This window comes from Streptacidiphilus sp. PAMC 29251 (assembly GCF_054208735.2).
This window is the reverse complement of sequence record NZ_CM135725.2, coordinates 5,753,643-5,776,991: the sequence shown is the minus strand read 5'-3', so window position 1 is coordinate 5,776,991 and position 23,349 is coordinate 5,753,643. Positions and strand designations below refer to the sequence as shown.

The window sequence follows — 23,349 nt, the reverse complement described above, 5'->3', positions numbered from 1 at the left end:
GCCTCCCTCACCCCTGGATCCGCTCCCAGATCCGGTCGCGGCTCAGCGGCAACCGGGTGAAGCGCAGCCCGGTGGCGTCGCGCAGGGCGTTGGCCAGGGCCGGGGCGACCGGGTTGAACGGGCTCTCGCTCATCGACTTGGCGCCGAGCGGGCCGATGGCGTCGGCCGTCTCCATGAAGTGGACCTCGGTGCGCGGGACGTCCGCGAAGGCGGGCAGGTGGTAGCGCCGGAACGCCGCCGTCTCGACCGCGCCCCGCTCGTCGATCCGCACCTGCTCCCACAGCGTCGCGCCGAGGGCCTGGGCGATGCCGCCCTCCACCTGGCCCCGGCACTGCATCGGGTTCATCACCTTGCCCGCGTCCGCCGCGTGGACGCTGCGCAGGATCCGCAGCTCCCCGCTGCCGGGGTCGACCGCGATCCGGAACCACTGGGCGTTGAAGGCGACCGAGCGCGGGGTCCCGCCCCAGTGCCCCGCCGCCGCGACCTCGCGTCCGGCCGCGACCATCGCCGTGTGCAGGTCCTTGAGCGCCAGCCGCTGCCCGCCGCACACCACCGCGTCCGCCTCCAACCGGCAGTCCGCGGCGGCGACACCGGTGTGCTCGGCGGCGAAGCCCAGCAGTTTGCTCCGCCAGCGCCGTCCCGGCCCGTAGCACCGCCTTGCCCGCGACCACGGTCCCGGTCGAGCCGAAGGCCCCGGTGTCATGCCGCACCACATCGGTGTCGGACTGACGGACCGTGATCCGCTCGGCGGTGGTGCCCAGCGCGCCGGAGACGATCTGCTTGTGCACGGTGGTGGTGCCATTGCCGAACTCGGCGGTGCCCACCGCCAGGTCGTAGCCGCCGTCCGGGAGCAGGGTGAGCACCGCGTCGGCGAAGTGGCCGCCGGGCGGCCCGGTGGCGATCATCGACATCGCCATGCCCTCCCCGGTCAGCCAGCCCTGCGGCACCTGCCCGGGAGCCGCCGGCTCGGCCGCCGCGGTGCGGATCACGTCCAGGCACTGGTCCAGACCGTAGCTGGCGATGTGCAGGTCCTCCTCCGCGCCGTCGGCGGTCATCATCGGCTCGCCGGGGCCGATGATGTTGCGGACCCGCAGCTCCACCGGGTCCATCCCGATCCGCCGGGCCAGCTCGTCCAGCACCTGCTCCATCGCGAAGACCACCTGGCCGAGCCCGTAGCCGCGGAACGCCCCGGCCGGGACGGTGTTGGTGTAGACGGCCCAGCCGTCGACCTTCTTGTTGGCGCAGCGGTAGACCGACACCGACTCCCCGCAGCCGTGGAACAGCACAGCGGGCCCGTGGTTGCCGTAGGCGCCGGTGTTGGAGACGATCCGCAGCTGAATCGCCGTCAGCGTGCCGTCCCGGCGGGCGCCGACCTTGGCCCGGACGGTGAAGGGGTGCCGGGTGGTGGCCGAGGTGAACTGCTCGGCTCGGGTGTACTCCAGTTTGACGGGACGTCCGGTGCGTAGCGCGGCCAGCACCACCACGTCCTCGACCAGCATCTCCTGCTTTCCGCCGAAGCCGCCGCCGACCCGTCCGGCCAGTACCCGGATCCGGTCCTCGGGCAGGTCGAACAGCGCGCACAGGGCGCGCCGGGTCAGGAACGGGGTCTGCGTGCTGGAGCGGACCACCAGCCGGCCGTCCTCCTCGAACCAGGCGACCGCGCCATGGGTCTCCAGGCTGGCGTGCTGCACCCGCTGGGTCCGGAACTCCTCCTCGTAGACCACGTCGGCCTCGGCGAAGCCGTCCTCGACGCTGCCGATCTCGCCGTGCACCTCGCCGACCACGTTGTTCTCCGGACGGGCGATCCTGGCCGTCCCGGCGTCCTTGGCGTGGACCACCGGGGCGCCGGGCGCCATCGCCAGTTCCGGGTCCACCACGAAGGGCAGCAGCTCGTAGTCGACGGCGATCCGGCGGCAGCCCTCCTCGGCCGCGCCCTCGCTCTCGGCGACCACCGCGGCGACCCGCTGGCCGACGTAGCGCACGGTGTCGTCCAGCACCCGGGTGTCGTCCGGGTCCTCGGTGGGGTGCTCGTGCCGGGCGGTGGAGAACAGCCGCTCCGGCGCGTCGTCATGGGTCAGCACCGCGACCACGCCGGGGACCCGCAGCGCCTCGGCGGTGTCGATGGAGCGGATCCTGGCGTGCGGATGCGGCGAGCGCAGCAGCTTGAGGTGCAGCAGGCCCTCGACCGCGAGGTCGAAGGTGTAGCGGGCGGTCCCGGTGACCACCTGCGGCCCGGCCGGCGCGGGCAGGTTGCGGCCGACCGCCTCGCCCGGCGCGGGCTCCTCGACGTGCCGCACCCCGCAGACCGCGTCCTCGATGGCGCGGTAGCCGGTGCAGCGGCAGAGGTTGCCCTTGAACGCCCGCGGCAGGTCGGCCCGCAGCTCGTCGTCCAGGGCGGCGGTGGTCATCAGGTAACCGGCGGTGCAGAAGCCGCACTGGAAGCCCTGGGCGTCCAGGAACTTCTGCTGCACCGGATGCAGACCGGCGTCGGTGGCGAGGCCCTCCACGGTGGTGACGGCCCGTCCGTCGGCGCGGAAGGCCGGGTAGAGGCAGCTGTGCACCGGCTCGCCGTCGACATGGACGGTGCAGGCGCCGCAGTCGCCCGCGTCGCAGCCCTTCTTGACGCCGAACCAGCCGCGTTCGCGCAGATAGGTGCGCAGGCACTGGCCGGGACGGGCCGGCTCCGCGGTCTCCTCGCCGTTCACGGTCATCCGCATCCGGTACTCCCCTCTGCTCCCGTTGCTGTCTGCTCCAGCAGTTCGCGCCGGATCTCCTCGGCCAGCCGCAGCGTCATATGGCGCCGCCACTCGGGCAGCCCGTGGATGTCGTCGAACCAGGTCCCGTCCGGCACCGCCGTGATGATCGCCCGGCGCAGCTCGGCCGCCCCCGGGTGCAGCGGGAACCACAGCACCACCGGGCGCACGGTGGAGGCGGTCACGGTCAGCGTCAGCGAGCCGTCCGCCGGGTCGCTGCGGCCGATCAGCAGCGCGGCCGACCGTCCGTGCTCATGCAGCGAGGCCCGGCGGAAGGCGGTACGGCTGCGCAGCGCGGCGTCCGGAAGGGTGATCGAGCGCAGCAGCTCGCCCTCGCCCAGCGCTTTTCGTCCGGCGCCGGTCACCAGCTCGGACACCGGCAGCCGCCGCTCCGCGCCGTCCTGCGCCCGCAGCAGGCAGACCCCGTCCAGGGCGGCGGTGAGCGAGATCATCGGCCCGGCGGGCAGGGCGTTGCAGAGGTTGCCGCCGACCGTGGCCATGTTCCAGATCTTGAACGAGGCCAGGAACGAGCGGCAGCACTGGGTCACCAGCCGCTGGTTGATCGCCCAGATCTCGGGCAGGACCAGCCGGGAGAGCTGGGCGACCGTACAGGTCGCGGCGATCTCCAGGCCCTCCGGACGGACGGTGAGCGGCGGCCATCCGGCCGCCGACAGGTCGCGCAGCCGGCGCAGCTGCGGCTGCGGCTCGGAGAACAGGTAGGTGCCGCCGCCGAGCCAGGCGTCACCCGGCCGCCAGGGCTCCGCCCAGTGCACCGGGCCCGATTCGGTGACCGTGTGCAGATCCACTCGACCCGCCCCCTTCCGCGTCCGTTGCCGCTGCGGTCTGTTCCCCCGCCCCTGGCCCGATTGAAGCAGCGGCGTGTTACGGGCGACGACTGGTCAGGACCACCAGGCCGGGGCTGCCGGGCTGGTGGATCAACCAACAGGCATATCCGTCATCTAGGCTCGCACTTACGATGCACAGACGTGCCTGGGCCTCGCTCATGCGGTCAGCCGTTCTGGTACGGAGCACGAGGAGCAAGACATGATCGTCGGAGACCTGCTGCGACTGGAGGACCTGCCCCTCGGTCTGGCCTGGGGAACAGCCGACCTGCTGGACCGGCAGGTGACCGGGGTGACCTCCACCGACCTCCAGGACCCGGCCCGCTACCTCCAGCCGGGCGAGCTGGTGCTCAGCGGGCTGGTCTGGTGGAAACCGGAACCCGGGGCAGACGGCACAGGCGGCAGGGACGGCACGGGCGGCACGGCCGGCACGGGCGGCACGGCCGGCACGGGCGGCACGGCCGGCACGGGCCAGGCGCCGGACGCCGCGCTGCGGTTCGCCACCTCGCTGCGCAGCGCCGGGGTGGCCGCGCTGCTGGCCGGTGAGGGCACCCACGGCGAGGTGCCGCCGAGCCTGGTCGACGCCTGCCGGATCCACGGCATACCGCTGATATCGATCCCCGCCGGCACCAGTTTCCGTGCCGTCACCGACCGGATCTACCTCCGGCTCTGGGGCGGGCTGCACGGCGGGGACGCGGACGCCGGGGCGCTGCCGCAGTCGACCCGGCAGGAGCTGACCGCGATGCTGGGGGCCGGCGCACCGCCCGCCCGGATCCTGTCCCGCGCCGTGGCCCGACTCGGCCTGCCGCACTGCGCGGTGCTCTCCGCGAGCGGCCGCCTGATCGCCGGCTCGGGGCCGGACGCCGTGGGCTCCACCGCCGTCAGCGATGACACCGTGGGCGGCGGCACCGTGGGCGGCGGCAACGAGGGCGGCGGCACCGTTCCCATCGGGGCCCACGGGGGTTCGCCCTTCGACGGCTGGTACCTGACCGGCTCCTCCGCCCCGGCCCGCGCCCTGGCCGACCTGCTGGCCCCGCTGGCCCTCCGCGCCCGCTCCCGCAACGGCGAGCTGCGCAGCGCCGCCGCGGCCCTGTTCGACCTGCTCGCCGCCCCCGGCACCGCCGACCACGGTGACTTCTCCCATGCGCTGGCCGCCTGCGCCCTCCCCGCCGACGGCGCCCTGACCACGGTGTCCGCGCGCATCGACCGCGCCCCCACCGCCTGGGCCGTGGACGCCCTGACCGAACTGCTGCAGCTCGCCGAACCGCAGCTCCCCGCCGGGACCGCCTTCGTGGCCGGAACGGACGACCGCGGCGAGGCCGCCGCCGTGGTGACGGGCCCGGCCGGCGACCTCGGCCCGCTGCTGCCCGCGCTGCAGGCCCTGCTCGGCACCGGCCAGACCCTGCGGATCGGCGTCGGACCGACCGTCGCCGCCTCCGTCCCCGCGCTGCGCGCCTCCCTGGTCGGCGCCCGCTACGCGCTGGCCTCCGCCGACCCGTACGCGGACGCGGCCCGGCTGGACTCGCTGGCCGGGCTGCTGGCCGGCATCCCGACCCAGGTCACCGCCGCGTTCCGGGAGCGGCTGCTGGGACCGCTGCTGGCCAACGACCGGGACAACAGTGTGTCGCTGGTCGACACCCTGGCCGTGTTCCTGGACCACGACGGCTCCTGGGCCCGCACCGCGAAGGCCCTGCACGTCCACGTGAACACGGTCCACTACCGGGCCCGCCGGATCGAGGAGCTCACCGGCCGCAGCCTGGCCCGGCTCGCCGACCAGACCGACCTCCGCACCGCCCTGCTCTGCGCACCCCGCACCCCCGGCCCGTGATCCGGCCGAACCGCGTTGCCCCGCCACGCCCGCGCCACGCCCCCGCCCCCGCCCGGGTCGGGGAATCAAGGGCCGCTGTGACGGTCAAAGCATGGGCCGCCGGGTAGAGGACCGCTAGGGTCTGGATCTCAGGATCGGAATGATGGGGGGCGGCCACTGATGGTGCCGGACGAGGCCGTGATCGGTTGTACCGGAGTGCTGCTGGTCGGCACCCGCGGTGCCGCTGGTCCGGGCGAGGTCCTGGCGCGCGTCAGGGGCGGTTCCGAGACCTTCCTCGCCTGGTCCCCGGAGCCCCTCGCGAAGGGGACTCCCGTGCTCGTGATCGAATCGCGTGGCAGCCGCCAGGTCGACGTCGTCGCCTGGGCGCAGCCCGTGGATCCATTGGACGCGTTGACCGGCGATCCCGGCGACGCAGGTTGAGGAGATGTGAAGGATGTTCGGTTACCGGGTTCCCGCCCCCGATGAGGCCATGCTGATCTCAGGTGGCAGGCGTGGCATGGGCACCGCGCCGTTCCGCGTGGTCACCGGTCATGGCGCGTTCGTGCTCCCGGTGTTCCGGAAGACCCGCTTCCTGACCCTGGCGATGTGCGAGGCGGAGGTCGCCGAGACCTGTGTCACCAAGCAGGGCATCGCGCTGACCGTGCGCGCCGTGATCGCGTTCAAGGTCGGCAACGACACCGAGAGCATCGTCAACGCCGGGCAGCGGTTCCTCTCCGACCAGGACCAGATGTCGATCCTGACCGGCCGGATCTTCGCAGGTCACCTGCGTTCCATCATCGGTTCGATGACGGTCGAGGAGATCGTCACCGAGCGCCAGAAGCTGGCCTCCGAGGTGCTGGAGACCTCCAAGACCGAGATGGGCACGATCGGCCTGACCGTGGACTCGCTGCAGATCCAGTCCATCGACGACGGCGACACCGGCTACATCTCGGCGATGTCCGCCCCGCACAAGGCGGCCATCCAGCGCCAGGCCCAGATCGCCCAGGCGAACGCCACCCAGCAGGCGGTCGAGGCGCAGCAGGTCGCCGAGCGGAACCAGGCCGAGTACGCCCGGCACACCGCCGTCGTCCGGGCGCAGTACTCCGCCGAGGTGGAGAAGGCGCAGGCGGAGGCGGCCCAGGCCGGCCCGCTGGCGCAGGCGCACGCGCAGCAGGAGGTGCTGCAGGCGCAGACCGAGCTGGCCCAGCGCGCGGCCGAACTGCGGCAGCAGCAGCTGGTGGCGGAGATCGTGAAGCCGGCCGAGGCCGAGGCGGAGCGGATCCGGGTGCTGGCCACGGCCGAGGCGAACCGGATGAAGATCCAGGCCGAGGCGGCGGCGTCGTACGACCGGGTGGCGCTGGACCGGATGCTGATCGACCAGCTGCCGCAGATCGTCAAGGAGGCCGCGGCCGGTCTCCAGGGCGCCAACGTCAATGTGCTGAACGGCGCGGACGGCCTGGGCGAGATCGCGGCCGGGCTGGTCGGGCAGGGTCTGACCATTCTGGACTCGGTCCGGCAGAACCTGGGCTCGCCGCAGGCGCGCTCGGCGCAGAAGCGGAAGAACGGCACCAGCAACGGCGACGGCCCGGTCGAGCTCGAGCCGTAGGCCCTCAAGCTGTGGGCCTGAGCCAAGCCTGAGCCATCGGCAACAGCGTCGGCCCGTGTCCCGTCCGGGCCGATGCTGTTGCCGGGCTGTGACGGGGGACACACAGTTCGCCGATATCCGGGTGACAGCCTGGTGCTGTCGCGCAGAGCGACGCGCGCCACTGTCCCGGGGAGAAACGCCATGCCGTCTCGTTCGCGCACCGCAACCGCCATCGCCCTCACCCTCGCCGCTGGGGCGGCCACGCTGCTGACCGGCTGCGCCTCCACCGTCCGGGTCGGCGCCGGGGCCGGGTCGGCCGCTCCCACCGGTACGAGTTCCGCGCCCAGCGGCAGTGCCTCGGCCCCGGCCTCCGCCCCGGCCGGCCAGGCCACCTCGTCCTCGTCCTCGTCCGCCGCGCCGGTCCTCAACGGCACCGGACACAGCGGGCTGACCATCAGCAACGGCACCAGCCGGGTGCTGATGAACGGCACCTCGGTCGACTTCGGCACCGTGGTCAGGGACCTCGCCTGGAACCCCGACGGCACCAAGGCCGCGTTCATCGACGGCAACGGCAACCTCGACACCGCCAACGCGGACGGCAGCGGCCGGGTGCTGGTCGCCCGCGCGCCGAGCGGCGAGAACTGGTCCCACCCGACCTGGCAGGTCACCAAGGCCGACAAGCAGTACGAGATGCCGGCCCGCGACAACATCTTCTTCGCCGCGTCGCAGGGCGGGGTGCTGAAGCTGAAGGAGGTGTCCGCCACCGCGGCCGACGGCACCCCGACCGTGCTGGGCCTGGGCTCGGGGGCAGGCGCCCCCACCCAGCTCCCGCAGACCGGCAACGCCTGGCCGAGCGCCGCGGGCAAGAACGGGACCTCCGTCTACGCCAACGCCGCCGGCGAGGTCTACATCCGCGACGACTACCTGCGCCAGCAGGGCGACAAGCTGGCCCCGGGCTCCGAGCCCGCGCTCTCCGCCGACGGCGGCTCGGTCGCCTTCGTCCGCTCGGTCGGCGGGCACGACCACCTGTTCGTGCAGTCGCTCCAGTCCGACGCGCCGGCCAGGGACCTCACCCCGCAGGCCACCACCGACTACACCGAGCCGGCCTGGTCGCCCGACGACCGCACCCTCGCGGTCCGCACCGCCGACGGCATCGCCACCCTCCCGGCCGACGGCTCCGCCGCCCCGACCCGGGTCTCCTCGGTCAGCGGCCTCCCGGCCTACCGGGGTTAGGACGCGGCTCAGCCCGACTTGCCGGCCCGCAGTTCCGCCTCCAGCTCGCCGAGGTGCGAGTCGGCGATGTCGTGCGGCAGGAACTCGACCACGTCGAGGAAGCGGAACAGCACCTGGGAACCGGTGACCGCGAACTCGTACTCGGCGAAGCCGACCACCGCGCCGGTGCCGCCGCGGACCGCGCCCCGGACCACATGGGCGGTGATGTCGTCCTCCGGCCGTGCCGCGGACATGCCGCGCCGGGCGTTGGGACGGGCCAGGTAGGGGCAGACCATCGAGGCGTAGAGCATGCAGGCGCGGTGGCCCGGGCCCTCCAGGGTCGGAGCCATGTTCCGGTACGGACGGCCCGCCGCCCGCGCGTCGGCGATCGCCGCGCTCTCGCTCGCGCCGACCACCCGCCACACCGGGCCGCGCGGCATCAGGGTGTTGCAGACCGAGCAGAGCCGCTCCTGGGCGCACGCGGCGCTCTGGTCGTAGCCGGTGAGCGCGAACTGCGGCTCACCGTCCGTCCAGGGGGTGATCGCGGGGACGGGGTAGCCGCGGCTGTCGCGCGGCCGGGCCTCGACGGGAGGCGGCATGGGGACTGAGTCAAAGCGCACAGGCCATGACTACCAGCCCGGAACCCCCGGGCACCACCCCCGACCGGCCGCTCCCACCGGCTCGCGCCGGTTCTCGGCCGCTCGCGCCCGGTGGTGCTCAGGGAGCGGGTCGGACGGTCGCGCTCAGGGAGCGGTCCCGGCCGGGGTCTGCAGCCAGCCGGCGCTGCGCCAGTTCTGTTTGCGCCGCTGTCGCGCCAGCGCCTCCGGCGCCTGGTCGGCCTCCGGCGCAGCGGGATGCGCGGCCAGCGCCGCGTCCACGTCCAGGTGCACGGGTATGCCGCTCAGTTCGGCGATCAGCGCGCTGTCGGCCCCGGCCGGGACCGCCGCCAGCTCCAGCGTCCGCTGCTGCTCGGCCAGCCGCAGCACGGCGTCCCGCAGCGCGGCCTGCCCCTGCGGCGACCAGCCGTGCAGCGCCTTGAGGTCCACGATCAGCGGCCCGGTGCCGCGTGCCAGGGCCCAGCCCACCGCGCCGGCGAAGCGGGCCACGGACTCGGCGCCGAGGTAGCCGGAGACCTGCAGGACTCCCGCACCGGCCCCGTCCTGGAAATGCCACTGAATCGTCAAGGGAGCCTCCGGCGTTGGGGTGGACGTCATGGAGCGAACGGGACCGCGCTGACCCATCAGTGGTTCCGGTTGCCGAGGAAGAACAGCAGCATGATGAAACCAGCGAACACATGGAAGCCAATCACATAGATGAACGCCCTGATCCACACGCCCTTGTTGGCCCGTCGGCCGCCGCCCTCGGAACCGTCGTCGACCGGCTGGTCCATCGGTATGTCCACCTGGGTCTCCTCAGTCATTCGGAGCGTAACCCAACGCCGGGCCCGACGGGTCTGCCGTCTAGTCTGGCCCGATGGCGCGAACCCGGCTCTACCGCAGCGGCAACCTTGAGAACGAAGGTTTTCCGGTCCAGGACATTTCCGACTATGTGGGCGATCCCACATGCACTGTCTGGCTGGACCTCTGCGATCCCACCTCGGACGACTTCGACATGATCACCGAAGAGTTCGGGCTGCACGCCCTCGCGGTCGAGGACGCCAGGCACGAGCACCAGCGCCCCAAGCTGGACCGCTACCGCTCGCACCTCTTCCTCAGCGCCTACGCGGTCAGCAACGATGTCGACGGAGCACTGCTCACAAGCGAGATCGCTGTCTTCATCACTCCGAATGCGCTGATCACCATCCGCAAGGGCGAGCACTTCGACATGCAGCGGGTGGTCGACCGCTGGGACGACTCCCCCGACCTGGCCAAGTACGGCGTCGGCTATCTGCTGCACGGCCTGCTGGACTACCTGGTCGACGGCCACTTCAACGCGGTCCAGGAGCTGGACGAGCGGATAGAGGAACTGGAGGACCTGCTGTTCGAGGACGGCCGCAGCGAGATCCAGGCGGTGCAGCGGCGCTCCTTCGAACTGCGCAAGAACCTGGTCCGGCTGCGCCGGGTGGTGCTGCCGATGCGCGAGGTCGTCAACACGCTGCTGCGGCGTGACCTGCACGTGGTGAGCGACCCGATGATGCCGTACTACCAGGACGTCTACGACCATGTGCTGCGGGCCACCGAGTGGACCGAGTCGCTGCGGGACATGGTGACCTCGGTGATGGAGACCAATCTGACCATCCAGGGCAACCGAATGAACCTGATCATGAAGAAGGTCACCAGCTGGGCCTCGATCATCGCGGTCCCGACCGCGGTCACCGGTTTCTACGGTCAGAACGTCCCCTACCCGGGTTTCGGCACCCACGCCGGCTTCTACGAGTCGACGGCCGTGGTACTGGTGCTGTCGGCCGTGCTCTACATCAGTTTCAAGCGCAAGGACTGGATCTGAACCCTGTTGCACGGCAGTGACAGTGGACGAACAGTTTCTGGATCCAGGGCTGTCAGTCTTTGGTCATCGCACAGAGCAGCAACAGCCGGACGAGCGAACGACAGGCTCGGCAAAGGCGAATGGCTCGTGCAGACCACGACACAGCCATCTTTTCGGGGGAACCGCCATGTCCGCTGCCCGTATCCGCCTCGCCGCCGCCGTCCTCACCGCGACCGTCGCCGTCACCGGGGCCTCCGCGCTGCTGCCGACCGCCGCCTACGCCGCGCCGGCCCCGGTCTCGCCGCTGACCATGGCCATCACCGGCCCGGGCAGCAACTGGGTCCCGATCCGCCCCGGCAGCAACGACACCGAGTACTTCACGGTGGAGGTCGAGAACACCTCGGGCAGCGCCCAGCCGTTCACCGCGAACATCGGGGGCAACGCCGACGGCGCACTGTCGCTCGGCGCCCAGGACGTCAGCCTCACGGTCGCCCCGCAGCTGCAGGCCCCGGCCACCGGCTCCGAGCTGGAGGGCCAGGACGGTGAACTGCTCGGCGCTTTCTACCCCCAGGGCGGCCACATGGGCGACCACTTCACCATCCCGGCCCACTCCACCATGGCCTGGCTGGTCAGCCTGACGGCGCACCAGAGCTGGCCGGTCAACGACAGCGGCCTGCGGCTCAGCTTCGGCGGTGCCGCGGGCAGCGCCGGGGCCACCCTGCGGAAGTCGATCGACATCCCGGTCGGCAGCGCCCACACCGGCGGCCCGGTGCTGGAGACCCTGTCCGGCGGCTCGACGGTCGCCCCGGGCAGCCGCTGGAGACCACCCTGACTGTCACCAACAAGACCGGCGCGGCCCTCAGCAGCCCGTGGCCCACCTTTGTCTCCTACGGCGCCAACACCAAGGACGAGAACCCGGACGGCATCACCCTCGCCGTGGACTTCTGGACCAATGGCGCCTGGGTCACCGCCAAGGACGCGGCCCTGCCCCCGATCCCGGCCGGTTTCGCCGACGGCGCCTCGCACAGCTACAAGCTGAGGATCCGGGTCACCGGTTACACCGCCAAGACCGCCTCGGCGAAGGTCGCCCTCTTCGTCGACAGCGGGCCCCGCTTCCCGAGCGTCAGCACCAGCCGCGAGCTGACCGTCCACCGCACCGCGCCGACGGGCACGCCCAGCACCGGCACCCCGACCGCGACGCACACGCCGTCCACCCCGGCGAGCCCCTCGGCCCCCGCCTCGGCCACGGCGTCCGCGTCCGCGTCCGCGTCTGCTTCCGCCTCGGCCTCGGCCTCCGCCTCGCAGGCCCCGGCGGCCGGTTCGCTGGCCGGCACCGGCGGCGGCAGTGACACCGGCCTGTTCACCGGCGTCGCGCTGGCCCTGCTGGGGGCCGGCACCGCCGTCATGGTCGGCATCAAGCGCCGCCAGCACTGATCCTTGCCTGAAGCACGAGGGTGGGGCCCGGACCATTGTCCGGTCCGGGCCCCACCCTCATCACGTCGCGTCGCGTCGCCTCATGTCACGTCGCGAGTTCGCCGGAGCGTCAGCGCACCAGCGCCGACTCCCGCTGCTTGACGGCCAGATGACGGTTGATCACCTGGTCCATCAGCGCCACCAGCACATCCCGCACCGAGCCGCGGTTCCGCGCGTCGCAGCGCACGATCGGCACATCCGCGCTGAGGCCGAGCGCCTCCCTGACCTCCTCCAGTTCGAAGGCGTCCGCGCCGTCGAAGTGGTTCACCGCGAGCACGAACGGGGCGGAACGCTCCTCGAAGTAGTCGACGGCGGGGAAGGAGTCCTCGATCCGGCGGGTGTCGACCAGGACCACGGTGCCCAGGGCACCCTCCACCAGGTCGTCCCAGAGGAAGGAGAAGCGGTCCTGGCCCGGGGTCCCGAACAGGTAGAGGACCAGCGCCGGATCGAGGGTGATCCGGCCGAAGTCCAGCGCGACCGTGGTCGTGGTCTTGCCGTCCACCCCCTCCAGCGAGTCCACGCCGACCGAGACCTCGGTCATCGCGGCCTCGGTGTCCAGCGGCTCGATCTCGGAGATCGCGCCCACGAAGGTGGTCTTGCCCACCCCCAGGCCGCCGCTGACCACCAGCTTCACGGCCATGGGCACCTCGGGGCCCTGGCCCCGGTCGCGGCCTCCTGCGCTTTTACTGCTGCGGTTCTCAGAGCGCCCTGACATGGTCCCTGATCCTTTCCATCACCGAGAGCGACATCTCTTTTGGCTGGTGGCAGGCCAGCAGATCGGCCGCGATCAGGTCGCCGATCAGCACCTTGGCCACCCCCAGCGGGACCGCGATGCCGGCCGCCACCTCCGCCACCGACTGCGGCGTCTGACACAGCGTCACAATCCTTCGGCGCTCGAACTCGAGGGGCGCGAAGAGGGATCCCGGCGATGCGGTGATCAGCGTCTCCAGCCGGAGCCCGTCCTGGACGGAGCGGACCCGGCCACCGGTCATGATGAACGGCCTCACGAACAGCTGGTCGTCCGGCGGCTCGTCCTGCTGACCGTCCTGGTACTCGCTGTCGTCCCGACTCATCGTGGCAGGGCCTGCCTCAGGTCGGCGATCAGGGCGGGTGTCAGCAGGTCGCCCGCGCGTTCGGCGAGGACGGCCATCTCATAGCCGACCAGGCCGAGTTCGGCGGTGCTGTCGGCCAGCACCCCGACGCAGCTGCCGTCGCGGACGGCCGAGACCAGCAGGAAGCCCCGTCGCATCTCGATCATCAGCAGCTTCATCCCGTCGAAGTCGTAGCGCTTGGAGGCGCTCCGGGCCAGGCTGGCAAGCCCCGACACCACGGCGGAGAGGTGGTCGGCGTCGGTACGGCCGAGCCCCTCGGAGACGGCGATCAGCAGGCCGTCGGAGGAGACCGCGACCGCGTCCCGCACCCCGTCCGTGTTGCGGACGAAGTTGGCCAGCAGCCAGTTGAAGGTCATCGTGTCGCCGGTCGGGGCGGTGGTGGCGCTCATCGCGTTTCCTCACTCTCGGAGCGGTCGGCGGATCGGTCATCGGATCGGGCGGAGCCAGTAGCGGTGGCCGTGGTCGCGGCCTCGGCCCGCTGGTGCGCGGACTGGAAGGAGGAGAGCAGCGACCGCACCTCGGCCGGCGAGCGCTCGGGGGTGCGCTCCTCACCGGCCTGCCAGCGGCCGGAGACCTCGGTCATCGCGGACGGGATGGAGGTTCGCTTGGGCCGCTTGACCAGCCCGTTGCGGGTCCGGGCGGCGGACGGGGTACGCGGCCCCGTCCCGGCGCCGACCATGTCGTCGTACGCCCCCTTGGCCCGGGCGGACGCGCCGGCCGTCTCCGGCTCGACGTCGGCCACCCGCTGCTTGATGATGCCCGCGGTACGGACCGGCGGCAGCGCGCCCATGTCGATCTCCCGCTGCAGCTCGGGCGCGTCGTCGGCGGGCAGCGCCCGGCCGGACGAGGGACGGGCGGGCTCCGGCTGCGGAGCCTCCGCCAGCAGCGCGTTGGGCAGCAGCACCCGGGCCACCACCCCGGCGGCGGGGGCATCGCCGAGCCGCACCTCGATGTTGTGGCGGCGGGCCAGCGAACCGACCACGAAGTGGCCGAGGAAGCGGGTCGGCTCGGCCATGAAGCTGGCGTTGCCGGACAGCCGGACGTTGGCCTCGGCCAGCGCGTCGGGCCCCATGCCGAGGCCGTGGTCGACCACGGCCACCAGGTAGCCGGCGCTGGTGCGGCGGCCCTCGATCTCCACGTCCACGTCGGGCGGGGAGAAGCTGAGCGCGTTCTCGATCAGCTCGGCCAGCAGGTGCGCGACCTCGGCGACCACGGCGCCGGTGAGCTTCACCGGGTCGACCCGGCGCAGGGTGACCCGCCGGTACTCCTCGACCTCGGAGAGCGCGGCCCGGATCACGTCGGTCACCCCGAGCGGGGTGGCCCAGGGCCGGGGGCTGGTCTCGCCGGCCAGGACCAGCAGGGATTCGGCGTTGCGGCGCATACGGGTGGCCAGGTGGTCGAGTTCGAAGAGGTTGGCGAGCTGGGTGGGATCGGCGTCCTCGTGCTCCAGCTTGTTGATGAAGCTGATCTGACGGCGGACCAGGTTCTGGTTCCGGCGGCCGAGGTTGACCAGCGAGTCGGTCGCGTTGCGCCGCAGCACGGTCTGCTCGGTGGCGAGGTCGAAGGCGACCCGCTGCACCTGGTCGAACGCCTCGGCGACCAGCCGCACCTCGGCCCCGGCCCGCTTGGGCACCGCGACGGGCGTGGGTGAAGGCTGCTCGCCGCCGCCCTCCTGGACCAGGGCGACCGCCTGCGGCAGCCGCCCGGTGGCGATCTCCCCGGCCTCACGGGCCAGCGAGGCCAGCGGGCTGGAGATGGAGCGGACGCAGGCCACGGCGAGCGCGGCGACCAGGCCGAAGACGGCCAGCGCGAGCAGCCCGAACAGCAGCAGTTGCTGCTCGGCGCGCGACTGGAGACTCATCGCCCGGGCGGTGATGTCCTGGCTGTAGCTGATCTGGACCGCACGCATGTCGTTGACCGTCTCGGTCAGCACCTGGTACCAGAGCGGGTTGGGGATGACCTGGGGATCGAGCTTCCCCCCGCTCTGCGTGGCGATCAGATCCCACGTCTGCATCTGCTGGGCGTAGGGCTTGGTCCAGATCGCGTCGACCTGGGCCTGCTGGGCCGGGGTGGCCCCAACGTCGCTTGGGAAGCTCATGATCGGCTAAGGTCTGGATCTTGTGCCACGTGATCACATAGCTGGTGAGAGCTACCCGGAGCGGCTGCGGATGGGGCTGCTGTCGCGCACCTTTACGCCCGAGTTGGTCGACTTCGTCGTCGATGAGGCCGGGGCGCGGGAGGAGCGGACCAAGTCCCTGCCCTCGTCGCTGATGGTCAACTTCGTTCTGACGATGTGGCTGTTCACCGGCTACGGCTACGGGCTGGTGCTGCGCGAGCTGGTGGAGAACTGGCCGCGCCGTGCGGGCGAGACCTGGCGGCCGGCGACCACGGGAGCCCTGACCGAGGCGCGGGCGCGGGTGGGGCCCGGTCCGCTGCGGCTGCTGTTCGACCGGGTCGCCGGCGCCAGGGGGACGCCCGCCACACCGGGGGCGTTCTGGCGCGGACTGCGCCTGGCCTCCATGGACGGAACCCTGGTCGACGTCCCCGACAGCGAGAAGAACACCGCCGCGTACACGCGCTCCTCGAACGCCGCCGGCCCGGGGCCGTATCCGCAGGTACGACTGCTGGCCCTGGTGGAGTGCGGCACCAAGGCGATGATCGGGGCCGTCTTCGACTCCTTCGCGGTCGGCGAGCGGACCCTGGCGCTGCGGCTGCTGCCCCTGCTGGGGCCAGAGATGCTGCTGCTGGCAGACCGGGGCTTCCCCGCCTACGGCCTGTGCACCGACACCGCGGCCACCGGGGCCCAACTCCTGTGGCGCGTCTCGCAGTCGTTCGCCCTGCCGCTGGTCCAGGTGCTGCCCGACGGCACCTACCTGAGCGAACTGCGCGGGCGACGCAAGGGCGAGCGGATGCCGGTGCGGGTCATCGAGTACACCGTGACCACGACCACCTGGGGCCCCGACGGGACCACGGAGGAGACCTCGGAGCTGTTTTGCCTGATCACAACCCTGCTCGACCCCGTCACCGCGCCCGCACAGGAGCTGGCCGAGCTCTACACGTCCCGCTGGACCAGCGAGACGATCTTCAAGCACATCAAGATCGAACAGCGCGGCGGGCGCACCGCCACCCTGCGCTCGAACAGCCCCGCCATGGTCGAGCAGGAACTGTGGGCGATGCTCTGCGTCTACCAGGCAGTCCACGAGCTGGCCCTCGACTCCGCCGAGCAGGCCCACGTTCCCGCCGCGGAGATCAGCTTCAAGAACACCCTCGCCGCCGTCCGACGCACCGTCGGGACGGCTTTTCCCCCCTCGCCAGCTGGCCGCCAAGGCCCGTGACGTCCGCGCCGACCTCATCCGCCAGGCCGTCACACCCCGACCCGGACGCGCCGCACCCCGTGCCGCCAAGCGCAGCGGCACCGGATACCGCACCCTGAAACCCGACGAGCCCGCCACCACCCGCGTCACACACACCGTCAAGCTGCAGCTCTTCCCCCAGGCACACCGACCCGGCAACCCGGCAACCGTCGTCACCCTCTGCACCCACAACAACCTTGACGAACAATCACGAACACTCGAACACTTCACCGCCGCGGCCTAGCCAAGCGACGTTGGGGGTGGCCCAGAGCCGCAGCGTGTCCAGGTTGGCCAGCCGGCCGGCCCTGGCCACGGTGAACTCGGTGTACCAGTCGGACGGGAAGTGGCCGAGCGGCAGCGAGCCGGTCATCAGCGCCCGCTCCTCACCGGTGTCCTCCTTGGCCGTGCCCAGCGACAGCAGCGCCTGGATGTCGGCGTGCAGGGCCGGGTCCTGGGCCTTCTCCAGGCCCAGGGTGAGCGCGGTCAGCTCCTTGTTGGTGACGGTGAAGTAGGCGTAGGTCTTGAGCAGGTTGCCGTGGCCGTTGTCGGCCGCCTGCCGGATCGCCGGCAGCTGGTCGACCGCCTGCAGACCATTCCTGACCTGGTCGGACGCGGAGTCGGTCTTTCCGGCGATCAGCGCCTTCACCGCGGCCAGGGTGGTGTCCGTGGCTGCGCGCTGGGCCGGCATCTGGGCCCAGAACGAGGTGGTGCCGCTGATGACGCCGTCGGTGAGACCACGCTCCTTCTGGTGCTCATGGACGAAGTTCTGCAGCGCGATCAGGAGCTTGACCTCCTGCACCGTCGAGGAGGCCTGCCGGTAGCTGGTGACCTGCTGCGCGGCGACCACCCCGAGCAGGGCGAGCACCAGTGCGAGGGCGATGACCAGAATGCGGACGAGCTTGGCCCTGATGGTGGCGGGGGCGATCACGGAATTCCACAGCCGACCGCGCCGGGGAGGCACGGTATTCTTGATTTCACCTGCGGGTTCACGTACTTTTAACATGCGATTCGGTGTGGCCACCGATCCTCCGGTGCAGTAGATCAGCTGTGATGGAGCGGAAAATCCACGCTACCGCCAGCTAGACCGTGATCGAATTCATTGAGCTGGAACTGAATTCTTTTCAGTGAACTATCGAATTAAAAACACACACAAAAAGCCATCGGTGAAAATCGCTGAAGACAAGTGGCCAGGATTGAACATTTTCGAAACGTCCCAGTGAAGGTCTAGACCAATCCTGCCGTCACGGCTACGGTGGCCCCGTACCCAGCCGCCTCACCCCTGCCGGAGCACCCTGTGGAGTCGTCCGTCCTCGCCTTCGCCACCGACCTGATCGATGAGGGCGCCGACCACTTCTTCGGCAACCTCACCGACCGCGCCGGGGTCGGCGGGCTCACCCTCGCCTCCGTCTACCACGAGGCCCGCGACGTCTTCCCGCACAACCCGCGCCGGGTGGTCCGCTACCTGGAGCCCGGCGCGGCCTACTTCCGGCCCGACCCGGCCCGCTGGGCCGATCAGCGGCTGCGCCCGGTCCCGTCCACCGCCATCGGCGACACCGACCCCTTCGCCACCGCGGCCGCCGAAGCGCAGCGGCGCGGGCTGAAGCTGCACGCCTGGACCGTGTTCCTGCACAACGACCGGCTCGGCTTCGAGCACCCCGACTGCGCCCCCGCCAACGCCTTCGGCGACCGCGCCCGCACCGAGCTCTGCCCGGCCAACCCGGAGGTGCGCCAGTACGTGCACACCCTCGTCGCCGAGCACGCCCGCTACGGGGTGGACGCCATCAGGGCCGAGTCGCTGCACTTCCACGGCCTGCGGCACGGCTACCACCACGAGCGCTACTTCGAGCAGTTGGGCCAGGTCGCCGAGGCCCTGCTGGGGCTGTGCTTCTGCGAGCACTGCCTGGCCGCGGCGGTCCGGCTGGGCGTCCCCGCCGAGGAGGTGCGGCAGGCGGTCCAGGCCGAGATCCGCCGCTGCCTGGACTCGGAGGACGCCGCCGCCGAGGCCACCCCGCTGGACACCATCGCCGGCGGCGCCCTGGCCGCCTATGTGGACGCCTCCGCCGCCACCGTCGGCTCACTGGCGGCCGAGGCCGCGCAGGTCGCCGAGCAGCACGGGATGCGGCTGACCTTCATGGACGGCGACGGGCCCGGCAAAGGCTGGCTCTCCGGCGTCGACCTGCCGGCGCTGGCCAAGACCGTCCACCGGATCGAGACCCTGGGCTACTCCAAGACACCGGAGCAGGTGCGCGAGAAGGTCGCCGCCTTCGCGCTGCACGGGGTGGACCCGTCCGAGCTGGCAGTGATCCTGCGCCCGATGTCGCAGGACTGCGACGGCCCGGAGAACCTGGCGGCGAAGATCCGAGTGCTGGACGAACTGGGGGTGCCGGAGGTCGAGTTCTACAACTACGGCCTGATGCGGCTGAGCTCCATGGACCGCATCGGCGCGGCGCTGGCCGCGCTGTGAGGGGGCTCTCGCGGTGATGTGAGCGCTGCTCTCGCGGTGGTATGAGCGGTGCTCTCGCCTCGCTGTGAGCGGTGCTCCGGCCACGCCGTGAGCGGTGCTCTCGCCGTCGCTGGAGCAGCGCTCTCGCCAACCGTGAGAGCAGTGCTCCCCCCGACGTGAGAGCACCGCTCCGGCCCCGCCGCGAGCACCGCTCTCGCCAAGGCGTGAGCACCGCTCCGACCATGCCGCGGGCGGCGCGCGAGCGCCTGCGGACGCTCCCCCCGCGCGCCCCCGCACCCTCCCGGCACTCTCTCGGGTGAGCGGAGCGGAAGGAACCTTTCCCGGACGCCCGACAAACCCCCTGGTGACAGACCCCGTTCAAGCTGGGCCGGATCACGGACTGTCATCCTTGCTGCGACGCACCCCCGGGGACAGGTAGTCTCTGCGTGTGATCTTCAAGCGCATCGGCAACGGGCGGCCCTACCCGGATCACGGCCGGGTCAGTACCCGCCAGTGGGCGGACGTGGCCCCACGGCCGGTACGCCTCGACCAACTCGTGACCACAAAGGGTCAGCTCGACCTGGAGACCCTCCTCGCCGAGGACTCCACCTTCTACGGCGACCTCTTCGCGCATGTCGTGAAGTGGCACGGCGACCTCTATCTGGAGGACGGCCTGCACCGCGCCGTACGCGCCGCCCTGCAACAGCGTCAGGTGCTGCACGCACGCGTGCTGGAGATGGACTGATCGGGCTATCGTGCACACTTTCGGGTGTCCTGATAGCCCAGATGATGATCCTTTAGTACGCAGAGTCGCGACCGCGCATTAGTCTGGTGACAGACAGCAGTCGCTGTCCGACCAGCACTGAAAGCCCGGCGCACAAGGGGGCAATTCGCGGTGAGCATGCTGACTCCCCCTGGCCTCAAGGGAAAGCAGTACCGAGTCACCGGCACGGCGTATCCACGCCTGGCCCGACCCAATCTCCGACGCCGCTACATCCTGCTCGCCGTCACCGGCGTGACGGTGCTCGCGGTGCTGGGCTGGGGCACCTTCCAACTGGTGGACGTCTTCGGCGGAAGCAAGAAGACCACCGCGGCCGGCTGCCCCGCCAGAGCGACCACCGCCCACGGCGACAGCGTGCCCACGGCTCCGGCCTCGGGCGCCGCCTCGGCCTCCGGCGCGGCTTCGGCCCCGGCGGGCCAGGCCGCGGCGGCCGGCGCAGCAGGCGCCGTCGTCCCCAAGCCGACCGGCATCACCGTCAACGTCTACAACGCCACCGACCGCGGCGGACTGGCCGGCCAGACCGCCGCGCTGCTCAAGAAGCGCGGCTTCATCATCGGCAAGATCGGCAATGCCCCGGCCCCGCTGCAGCACAAGGTGCTCGGCACCGCCCAGGTCACCGGCAACATCGCCGCCGCCAAGCTGATGACCGTGGTCGGCACCGAGGTGACCGGCGCCAAGTCGGTCACCGACCTGCGCAAGGACACCACGGTGGACCTGGTCCTCGGCAACGGCTTCACCGCCCTCGCCACCCCGGCCCAGGCCGCGCAGGCCCTCGCCCTGGCCACCCGGCCCGTCCCGAGCCCGACCCCGGCCCACTGCTAGCAGTAGGGCCGAGCGATCGGCCCGGGCAGCCGGCCCAGGTGGCCGGACGGCCCGGGCCGTCCGGCCACCAGCCACCAGCCACCAGCCACCAGCCACCAGCCGAGGCTCCGCCGGGTCAGTCCCCCGCGGTGCCGTACAGCCGGTCGCCCGCGTCGCCGAGGCCCGGGACGATGTAGCCCTGCTCATTGAGGTGGTCGTCGACGGCTGCGGTCACCACGGTCACCGGCAGCCCGGCGAGTTCCTTCTCCAGCACCGCCAGCCCCTCCGGTGCCACCAGCAGGCAGATCGCCGTCACATCGTCGGCGCCACGCCCGATCAGCAGCCGGATAGCGGCGACCAGCGTGCCGCCGGTCGCCAGCATCGGGTCCAGCACGTACACCTGGCGGCCGGACAGGTCGTCCGGCATCCGGGTGGCGTAGGTCGACGCCTCCAGCGTCTCCTCGTTGCGGACCATGCCGAGGAAGCCGACCTCGGCGGTCGGCAGCAGCCGGGTCATCCCGTCCAGCATGCCGAGCCCGGCCCGCAGGATCGGGACGACCAGCGGCGGGGGTAGCTCAGCCGGGTGCCGGTGGTGACCGCGACCGGGGTGGTGATCTCCACCGACTCGGTCCGGACGTCCCGGGTGGCCTCGTACGCCAGCAGGGTCACCAGTTCGTCCGCGAGGCGGCGGAAGGTCGGCGAATCGGTGCGCTCGTCGCGCAGCGTGGTGAGTTTGTGCGCCACCAGGGGGTGGTCCAGGACATGAATCCGCATACCGCGACATTATCCGAGGGCGGGCACCCGCACGACGTCGCAGATCCGCGTCGTTTTGGCAGGGACATGTTAAATCTGTGTGATCGTGCGTTCAGTGGGAAGGTGAAGGAGCACGAGCACCCCGAGACCCGAGGGGCAGACAGGCATGTCCGAACAGCCGAACGACAGCACAGAGGCCAGACCAGAGACCGCGGCCGAGCGCCGCCGCCGCCGCGCGGCGTTCCTCCGCGAACTCGACGAGGCCAAGGAACTGCAGGCCAGGGTCCACCCCCGGCGGACCAAGAACGAACGCATGCGGCAGGTCCTGAGAATGCGCACCTTCCGCATCTGATGCCCCGTCTGCACCCTTTCACCACGCCGCCACCCCCCTTTTGCGACACGACCAGCGAAGACGCAGGGCGGAACACTCCCCGGAGCGGCCTGCTTTCTGTCACGATGCCGATGGGGCGTTCGCATGGACCCCTGGATTCCGGGCCCGCTCAGGAGCCCGGTCCTGTGGCCAAGACCTGGGAGAGTCGCTGGTGGCGTACTTCGCTGCATTGCTCGCTCGCACCGAGGACGGGTGGGACGTGAGCGAGACCGAGCTTGATGACGTCGAAACCCTCGCTGACCTTGCTGACCTGGCGCGCGAGGCCGCGGAGGACGAGGAGACCGTCCTGGTCTTCATCGAGCAGGAGGACTCCTGGTTCGCCGTGGTTCGCGTGGACGGCGAGGAGGACCCGAGGATCTTCGTCTCCGACGCCTCCGCCGCGTCCCGCAGCGCCTACGGCGAGATCGTCCTCACCGACGAACTCGTCGGCCGCGGCGCGGGGGACGACCTGGACGACCTCGTCGTGGCACTGGACGAGGACGACGACGATGACACCGTGTCGGCGGAGTCCGACCCGGACGAGGAGGACGACGAGGTCGTGGTCGACCCCGACGGCCTCCCGAACGGCCCCCTGGGCGACGCCGGGCTGCTGATCGACTTCGGCGTCGGCGCCAAGGAGCTGATGGACATGAGCGTCGAGGGCTCCATCCCCGGCGACGCCCTCACCGAGATCGCCGACGCCCTGGGCTGCGGCGACGTCCTGGAAGCCGTCCGCTAACCGCCCACCACCGCACGCCATCCGGACCAGTCGCGGCGGGGCGGCCACTCGGAACTCCTCCGAGCGGCCGCCCCGCCTCGCTTTGGCCCGACCTCGGCCGAAGCCGACACGCGCAGCCCTGCCCCGAGGCCGACCCGCGCAGCCCGGGCCCGGGCCCGAAACCAGGCCACCAACCAGACCGGCGGCCCGTACCCCAGACTGATGCCATGCAGCGCGCCCCGCACACCACCCCCCTCCCGGGCCCCCATACGGGCCCACGGACCGACCCGCTCCGCGACCCCTGGGCCCCCCGCATGCGCCTCGCCCTGGCGGAAGCCGCCCTCGCCCTCCCCACCGGCGACGTCCCGGTCGGCGCGATCGTCCTCAGCCCCGCCGGAGAAATCCTCGGCCGCGGCCACAACGAACGCGAAGCGGTCGGCGACCCCACCGCCCACGCCGAGGTCCTCGCCATCCGCGAGGCCGCCCGCGCGGTCGGCGAATGGCGCCTCACCGGCTGCACCCTGGTGGTCACCCTCGAGCCCTGCACCATGTGCGCGGGCGCCATCGTCCTGGCCCGCCTGGCCCGCGTCGTCTACGGAGCCCTGGACGACAAGGCCGGCGCGGCCGGGTCCCTCTGGGACGTGATCCGCGACCGCCGCCTGAACCACCGCCCCGAGGTCGTCCCCGGCGTCCTCGCCGAGGACTGCGCCACCGCCCTGACCGCCTTCTTCAACGACCGCCGCGCCGCGGGACCGGCCGAGGAATCCGTTTAGGAGCACACCCCCACGTCCGGTAAGCTGTCCCACGGTAGCGTGTCCGAGCGGCCAAAGGAGCACGCCTCGAAAGCGTGTGTGGGGGCAACTTCACCGTGGGTTCGAATCCCACCGCTACCGCTCTGAGCAGGAAACGTGAGGCCCCGACC

Annotated in this window: 23 protein-coding genes, 1 tRNA gene and 2 pseudogenes; 15 read left to right on the top strand and 11 right to left on the bottom strand. The window is 71.6% G+C overall.

The genetic code is table 11. The annotated features are described in order from the left end of the window. Positions 1 to 7: 7 nt before the first annotated feature. Positions 8 to 2,717 (bottom strand): annotated as a pseudogene (locus ACXKR8_RS27360) (molybdopterin-dependent oxidoreductase). Then, positions 2,708 to 3,559: an FAD binding domain-containing protein gene (locus ACXKR8_RS27355; protein ID WP_458267236.1), complete on the bottom strand. Its 852-nt coding sequence runs from the start codon at positions 3,557 to 3,559 to the stop codon at positions 2,708 to 2,710. The pseudogene ACXKR8_RS27360 and the gene ACXKR8_RS27355 overlap by 10 nt, the downstream one beginning before the upstream one ends. A 238-nt stretch (positions 3,560 to 3,797) precedes the next feature. Between ACXKR8_RS27355 and ACXKR8_RS27350 the strand changes: the two genes are divergently transcribed. The 4 genes from ACXKR8_RS27350 to ACXKR8_RS27335 all read left to right on the top strand — a co-directional run bounded on the left by ACXKR8_RS27350 (position 3,798) and on the right by ACXKR8_RS27335 (position 8,220). Next, positions 3,798 to 5,423 carry a PucR family transcriptional regulator gene (locus ACXKR8_RS27350; RefSeq protein WP_458267235.1) on the top strand — a complete coding sequence of 542 codons (1,626 nt, stop codon included), beginning with the start codon at positions 3,798 to 3,800 and terminating at the stop codon, positions 5,421 to 5,423. Positions 5,424 to 5,582: 159 nt separating this feature from the next. Beyond that, the gene (locus ACXKR8_RS27345; protein WP_458267234.1) at positions 5,583 to 5,843 is read left to right on the top strand and encodes a hypothetical protein; all 261 of its coding nucleotides are present in this window, start codon (positions 5,583 to 5,585) and stop codon (positions 5,841 to 5,843) included. A gap of 13 nt (positions 5,844 to 5,856) precedes the next feature. Then, complete coding sequence (locus ACXKR8_RS27340; RefSeq protein WP_458267233.1) at positions 5,857 to 7,008, top strand: flotillin family protein; 1,152 nt, start codon at positions 5,857 to 5,859, stop codon at positions 7,006 to 7,008. A 180-nt stretch (positions 7,009 to 7,188) separates the two neighbouring features. After that, positions 7,189 to 8,220: a TolB family protein gene (locus ACXKR8_RS27335; RefSeq protein WP_458267232.1), complete on the top strand. Its 1,032-nt coding sequence runs from the start codon at positions 7,189 to 7,191 to the stop codon at positions 8,218 to 8,220. 8 nt (positions 8,221 to 8,228) lie between these two features. Here ACXKR8_RS27335 and ACXKR8_RS27330 read toward each other — a convergent pair whose 3' ends face one another. The 3 genes from ACXKR8_RS27330 to ACXKR8_RS27320 form a co-directional block, all read right to left on the bottom strand. Then, a complete protein-coding gene (locus tag ACXKR8_RS27330; protein ID WP_458267231.1) occupies positions 8,229 to 8,798 on the bottom strand; it encodes a hypothetical protein in 570 nt (189 codons plus the stop codon). A gap of 144 nt (positions 8,799 to 8,942) precedes the next feature. Next, positions 8,943 to 9,383: an STAS domain-containing protein gene (locus ACXKR8_RS27325; RefSeq protein WP_458267230.1), complete on the bottom strand. Its 441-nt coding sequence runs from the start codon at positions 9,381 to 9,383 to the stop codon at positions 8,943 to 8,945. Between the two features lie 56 nt (positions 9,384 to 9,439). Next, positions 9,440 to 9,601 carry a DUF6126 family protein gene (locus tag ACXKR8_RS27320; protein WP_458267229.1) on the bottom strand — a complete coding sequence of 54 codons (162 nt, stop codon included), beginning with the start codon at positions 9,599 to 9,601 and terminating at the stop codon, positions 9,440 to 9,442. Positions 9,602 to 9,672: 71 nt separating this feature from the next. On the opposite strand from ACXKR8_RS27320, the gene ACXKR8_RS27315 reads away from it, so the two are divergent. The 3 genes from ACXKR8_RS27315 to ACXKR8_RS27305 all read left to right on the top strand — a co-directional run bounded on the left by ACXKR8_RS27315 (position 9,673) and on the right by ACXKR8_RS27305 (position 12,057). After that, positions 9,673 to 10,644 (top strand): magnesium transporter CorA family protein, encoded by a 972-nt coding sequence (locus tag ACXKR8_RS27315; RefSeq protein ID WP_458267228.1) that lies wholly within the window; start codon positions 9,673 to 9,675, stop codon positions 10,642 to 10,644. 166 nt (positions 10,645 to 10,810) lie between these two features. Continuing rightward, entirely contained in the window at positions 10,811 to 11,455 is a 645-nt protein-coding gene (locus ACXKR8_RS27310) for a hypothetical protein (RefSeq protein WP_462099876.1), read from the top strand. Between the two features lie 104 nt (positions 11,456 to 11,559). Then, complete coding sequence (locus tag ACXKR8_RS27305) at positions 11,560 to 12,057, top strand: hypothetical protein (protein WP_462099875.1); 498 nt, start codon at positions 11,560 to 11,562, stop codon at positions 12,055 to 12,057. 109 nt (positions 12,058 to 12,166) lie between these two features. Here ACXKR8_RS27305 and ACXKR8_RS27300 read toward each other — a convergent pair whose 3' ends face one another. Genes ACXKR8_RS27300 through ACXKR8_RS27285 form a run of 4 tightly spaced genes read right to left on the bottom strand, consistent with a single transcriptional unit; the run spans position 12,167 to position 15,306 of the window. Beyond that, the gene (locus ACXKR8_RS27300; protein ID WP_458267226.1) at positions 12,167 to 12,811 is read right to left on the bottom strand and encodes a GTP-binding protein; all 645 of its coding nucleotides are present in this window, start codon (positions 12,809 to 12,811) and stop codon (positions 12,167 to 12,169) included. After that, positions 12,795 to 13,169, bottom strand: a complete 375-nt coding sequence (locus ACXKR8_RS27295; RefSeq protein WP_458267225.1) for a DUF742 domain-containing protein — start codon at positions 13,167 to 13,169, stop codon at positions 12,795 to 12,797. The genes ACXKR8_RS27300 and ACXKR8_RS27295 overlap by 17 nt, the downstream gene beginning before the upstream one ends. Beyond that, positions 13,166 to 13,597 carry a roadblock/LC7 domain-containing protein gene (locus ACXKR8_RS27290; protein ID WP_458267224.1) on the bottom strand — a complete coding sequence of 144 codons (432 nt, stop codon included), beginning with the start codon at positions 13,595 to 13,597 and terminating at the stop codon, positions 13,166 to 13,168. The genes ACXKR8_RS27295 and ACXKR8_RS27290 overlap by 4 nt, the downstream gene beginning before the upstream one ends. Continuing rightward, complete coding sequence (locus ACXKR8_RS27285; RefSeq protein ID WP_458267223.1) at positions 13,594 to 15,306, bottom strand: sensor histidine kinase; 1,713 nt, start codon at positions 15,304 to 15,306, stop codon at positions 13,594 to 13,596. The genes ACXKR8_RS27290 and ACXKR8_RS27285 overlap by 4 nt, the downstream gene beginning before the upstream one ends. 22 nt (positions 15,307 to 15,328) lie before the next feature. Here ACXKR8_RS27285 and ACXKR8_RS27280 point away from each other — a divergent pair, with 22 nt between their 5' ends. Further along, positions 15,329 to 16,543: an IS4 family transposase gene (locus ACXKR8_RS27280; RefSeq protein WP_458267222.1), complete on the top strand. Its 1,215-nt coding sequence runs from the start codon at positions 15,329 to 15,331 to the stop codon at positions 16,541 to 16,543. 226 nt (positions 16,544 to 16,769) lie between these two features. Here the strand turns inward: ACXKR8_RS27280 and ACXKR8_RS27275 are convergent, their stop codons facing one another. Continuing rightward, the gene (locus tag ACXKR8_RS27275) at positions 16,770 to 17,489 is read right to left on the bottom strand and encodes a nitrate- and nitrite sensing domain-containing protein (protein WP_458267221.1); all 720 of its coding nucleotides are present in this window, start codon (positions 17,487 to 17,489) and stop codon (positions 16,770 to 16,772) included. Positions 17,490 to 17,855: 366 nt separating this feature from the next. On the opposite strand from ACXKR8_RS27275, the gene ACXKR8_RS27270 reads away from it, so the two are divergent. From ACXKR8_RS27270 to ACXKR8_RS27260, 3 genes are all read left to right on the top strand, one after another. Then, positions 17,856 to 19,025, top strand: a complete 1,170-nt coding sequence (locus ACXKR8_RS27270) for a hypothetical protein (protein WP_458267220.1) — start codon at positions 17,856 to 17,858, stop codon at positions 19,023 to 19,025. Positions 19,026 to 19,452: 427 nt separating this feature from the next. Next, positions 19,453 to 19,749, top strand: coding sequence for a type II toxin-antitoxin system VapB family antitoxin (locus ACXKR8_RS27265; RefSeq protein ID WP_458267219.1), 297 nt, complete (start codon positions 19,453 to 19,455; stop codon positions 19,747 to 19,749). A gap of 156 nt (positions 19,750 to 19,905) precedes the next feature. Then, positions 19,906 to 20,607: a LytR C-terminal domain-containing protein gene (locus tag ACXKR8_RS27260; RefSeq protein WP_458275091.1), complete on the top strand. Its 702-nt coding sequence runs from the start codon at positions 19,906 to 19,908 to the stop codon at positions 20,605 to 20,607. A gap of 115 nt (positions 20,608 to 20,722) precedes the next feature. Here ACXKR8_RS27260 and upp read toward each other — a convergent pair. After that, positions 20,723 to 21,360 (bottom strand): annotated as a pseudogene (gene upp / locus ACXKR8_RS27255) (uracil phosphoribosyltransferase). A gap of 145 nt (positions 21,361 to 21,505) precedes the next feature. Between upp and ACXKR8_RS27250 the strand changes: the two are divergent. From ACXKR8_RS27250 to ACXKR8_RS27235, 4 genes are all read left to right on the top strand, one after another. Then, a complete protein-coding gene (locus tag ACXKR8_RS27250) occupies positions 21,506 to 21,691 on the top strand; it encodes a hypothetical protein (RefSeq protein WP_458267217.1) in 186 nt (61 codons plus the stop codon). A gap of 190 nt (positions 21,692 to 21,881) precedes the next feature. Beyond that, the gene (locus ACXKR8_RS27245) at positions 21,882 to 22,448 is read left to right on the top strand and encodes a tRNA adenosine deaminase-associated protein (RefSeq protein ID WP_458267216.1); all 567 of its coding nucleotides are present in this window, start codon (positions 21,882 to 21,884) and stop codon (positions 22,446 to 22,448) included. A 206-nt stretch (positions 22,449 to 22,654) separates the two neighbouring features. After that, positions 22,655 to 23,200 carry a tRNA adenosine(34) deaminase TadA gene (gene tadA / locus ACXKR8_RS27240; RefSeq protein ID WP_458267215.1) on the top strand — a complete coding sequence of 182 codons (546 nt, stop codon included), beginning with the start codon at positions 22,655 to 22,657 and terminating at the stop codon, positions 23,198 to 23,200. Positions 23,201 to 23,233: 33 nt separating this feature from the next. Further along, positions 23,234 to 23,320, top strand: a tRNA-Ser gene (locus tag ACXKR8_RS27235). The last annotated feature ends 29 nt before the right edge of the window (positions 23,321 to 23,349 follow it).